Origin of the sequence: Parahoeflea olei (genome assembly GCF_001703635.1) — a bacterium.
In the GTDB taxonomy this organism is placed as follows: Bacteria; Pseudomonadota; Alphaproteobacteria; order Rhizobiales; family Rhizobiaceae; genus Hoeflea; species Hoeflea olei.
Window position 1 is genome coordinate 1 of the sequence record NZ_LQZT01000026.1, and the last position, 3,068, is coordinate 3,068.

Below are 3,068 nucleotides of genomic sequence, written 5' to 3' on the forward strand. Positions count from 1 at the left end.
TTCAGTAACGTCGCCTCTTTCGCTCGATGGCCGCATCCGGTATTCGGGGTGCCGAGCGGGCCGGCTTCGCTGTCGGGCGGGCCTGTGCTAGCGTGCGCGCCGCATGCAACGAGATGGCGCGCGGAAAGACGGCGAAACGGGAGACGCATTCCAAATGGTCGACAGGCAATCGAGCTATACCTACGAAGAACTACTGACCTGTGCGGAGGGAGAGCTGTTCGGGCCTGGAAACGCACAATTGCCGTTGCCGCCGATGCTGATGGTGCACCGGATCACCGACATCAGCGAAACCGGCGGCGAGTTCGGCAAGGGCTATCTGCGCGCCGAATTCGACATCACCCCCGATCTCTGGTTCTTCCCCTGCCACTTCAAGGGCAATCCGGTGATGCCCGGCTGCCTTGGCCTTGATGGCATGTGGCAGCTCACCGGCTTCTATCTCGGCTGGCTCGGCGAACAGGGCCGCGGCATGGCGCTGTCGACCGGCGAAGTGAAATTCAAGGGCATGGTCACGCCCGAGGTCAAGAAGCTGGAATACGGCATCGATTTCAAGCGCGTCATGCGCGGACGGCTGGTGCTCGGCATCGCCGACGGATGGCTCAAGGCGGATGGCGAGACGATCTACAACGCCACCGACCTGAAGGTCGGCCTTGCAAAGGACAAGGTCGCCTAACACATATCCCGGCAACCGGGCACGGGCTTCGCGCGCGGTCGCCTATCAGAACCCTCCACCAGAAAGGGCAACATCATGAGACGAGTCGTCGTGACGGGAATGGGGATCGTATCCTCCATCGGCAACACCACCGACGAAGTGACCCAGTCGCTGCGCGAGGCCAAATCCGGCATCAGCTTCAGCGAGGATTTCGCCGAGCACGGCTTCAAGAGCCAGGTGTGGGGCGCGCCGACGCTGGACCCGACCGAACTGGTCGACCGCCGCGCCATGCGCTTTTTGTCGCGCGGCGGCGCCTGGAACCATGTCGCCATGCAGCAGGCGATCGCCGACGCCGGCCTGAGCGAGGCCGAGATCAGCAACGAGCGCACCGGCATCGTCATGGGCTCGGGCGGTCCTTCGACCCGCACGCTGATCGACGCGGCCGACATCACCCGCAAGAACGGCAGCCCCAAGCGCATCGGTCCGTTCGCGGTGCCCAAGGCGATGTCGTCGACCGCGTCCGCGACGCTTGCCACCTGGTTCAAGATCCACGGCGTGAACTACTCGATCTCGTCGGCCTGCTCGACCTCGGCACATTGCATCGGCAATGCCGCCGAACTCATCCAGTGGGGCAAGCAGGACATGGTGTTCGCCGGCGGACACGAAGACCTCGACTGGTCGATGTCCAACCTGTTCGACGCGATGGGCGCGATGAGCTCGAAATACAACGACCAGGCCGCGACCGCCTCGCGCGCCTATGACGTGAGCCGCGACGGCTTCGTCATCGCCGGCGGCGCGGGCGTGCTGGTGCTCGAGGAACTCGAGCATGCCAAGGCCCGCGGCGCCACGATCTATGGCGAACTCACCGGCTATGGCGCGACCTCGGACGGCTACGACATGGTGGCGCCGTCGGGCGAAGGCGCGGTGCGCTGCATGCGCCAGGCGCTGTCGACGGTGAAGAGCCGGGTCGACTACATCAACACCCACGGCACCTCGACGCCGGTGGGCGATTCCAAGGAAATCGGCGCGATCCGGGAAGTGTTCGGCACCGACATGCCGCATGTGCAGTCGACCAAGTCGCTGACCGGGCATTCGCTGGGCGCCACCGGCGTGCAGGAGGCGATCTACTCGCTTTTGATGATGAAGGAAGGCTTCATCGGTGAAAGCGCGCATATCACCGAACTCGACCCGGAATTCCAGGGCGTGCCGATCGTCCGGTCGCGCATCGACAACGCCAAGATCGATACGGTGCTGTCGAATTCCTTCGGTTTCGGCGGCACCAACGCGACGCTGGTGTTCGAAAGGTATCAGGGTTGACCCGCGGTATGCGGGCGCAGAGCGGAGGCGTGGCATGGACGGACTGATGAAGGGCAAGCGCGGGCTGATCATGGGGGTCGCCAACGACCATTCGATCGCCTGGGGGATTGCGTCCAAACTGGCCGAGGCCGGCGCGGAACTGGCCTTCACCTACCAGGGCGAGGGGTTCGGGCGCCGGGTACGGCCGCTTGCGCAGAAGCTCGGCTCGACGCTGGTGCTGCCGTGCGATGTCGAGGACATCGCCACGGTGGACGCGGTGTTTGAGACGCTGAAATCCGAATGGGGCTCGATCGACTTCGTGGTGCATGCGATCGGCTTTTCCGACCGCAACGAGCTCAAGGGCCGCTATGCCGACGTCACCACCCGCGAGAACTTCTCGCGCACCATGGTGATCTCGGCCTATTCGTTCACGGAAGTGGCCCAGCGCGCAGCCCCGCTGATGAGCGCCGGCGGCTCGATCCTGACGCTCACCTATGGCGGCTCGGTGCGGGTGATGCCGAACTACAACGTGATGGGCGTCGCCAAGGCGGCGCTCGAGGCGATGGTGCGCTATCTCGCCGCCGATTACGGCCAGGACGGCATTCGCGTCAACGCGATCTCGGCGGGCCCCGTGCGCACGCTGGCGGGCGCGGGCATCGGCGACGCACGCGCCATGTTCAGCTACCAGAGAAAGAACGCGCCGCTCAGGCGCACCGTCGACATCGCCGAAGTCGGCAATTCGGCGCTCTACCTGCTCTCCGACCTGAGCTCGGGCGTGACCGGTGAGATCCACTACGTGGATTCGGGCTTCAACATCACCTCGATGCCGATCACGTCGGAACTCAACAAGGCCGACGAAGGGTAGCAACCGCCTCCCCGTCCTGCACACGAACAACCCCGGACCACCTAGTGAACCGCCCCCCGAAAGCTGGACACCCAGCTTCGAGGGTCGCTTCACCGGCTCAGGGTTTTTCGCTTTTCCGGGCGCCTTGATGGTCTGCGCCAGCCGCGCGCCTGAGCCCCTCGCGTCGGGCCGGCCCCAAGGCTGTCGCGGTTTCGACGATCCGGGATCCTGCCCGCACGATCCGGCCCGATTCGCGCGCTGGATTGGAGCGCCGGCATG

The 3,068-nt window shown here is 65.1% G+C and carries 3 protein-coding genes; all 3 read left to right on the top strand.

Annotation, left to right across the window (positions count from 1 at the left end; genetic code table 11):
- The first annotated feature begins 154 nt into the window (after positions 1–154).
- The 3 genes from fabA to fabI all read left to right on the top strand — a co-directional run bounded on the left by fabA (position 155) and on the right by fabI (position 2,810).
- Entirely contained in the window at positions 155–670 is a 516-nt protein-coding gene (gene fabA, locus AWJ14_RS14820; protein ID WP_066180714.1) for a 3-hydroxyacyl-[acyl-carrier-protein] dehydratase FabA, read from the top strand.
- 75 nt (positions 671–745) lie between these two features.
- Positions 746–1,966 (top strand): beta-ketoacyl-ACP synthase I, encoded by a 1,221-nt coding sequence (gene fabB, locus AWJ14_RS14825; RefSeq protein ID WP_066180718.1) that lies wholly within the window; start codon positions 746–748, stop codon positions 1,964–1,966.
- 34 nt (positions 1,967–2,000) lie between these two features.
- Positions 2,001–2,810: an enoyl-ACP reductase FabI gene (gene fabI / locus AWJ14_RS14830; RefSeq protein WP_066180721.1), complete on the top strand. Its 810-nt coding sequence runs from the start codon at positions 2,001–2,003 to the stop codon at positions 2,808–2,810.
- The last annotated feature ends 258 nt before the right edge of the window (positions 2,811–3,068 follow it).

Coding starts and splice junctions, on each gene's coding strand:
- fabA (WP_066180714.1), top strand. CDS start 155: ATGGTCGACAGGCAATCGAGCTATACCTACGAAGAACTACTGACCTGT.
- fabB (WP_066180718.1), top strand. CDS start 746: ATGAGACGAGTCGTCGTGACGGGAATGGGGATCGTATCCTCCATCGGC.
- fabI (WP_066180721.1), top strand. CDS start 2,001: ATGGACGGACTGATGAAGGGCAAGCGCGGGCTGATCATGGGGGTCGCC.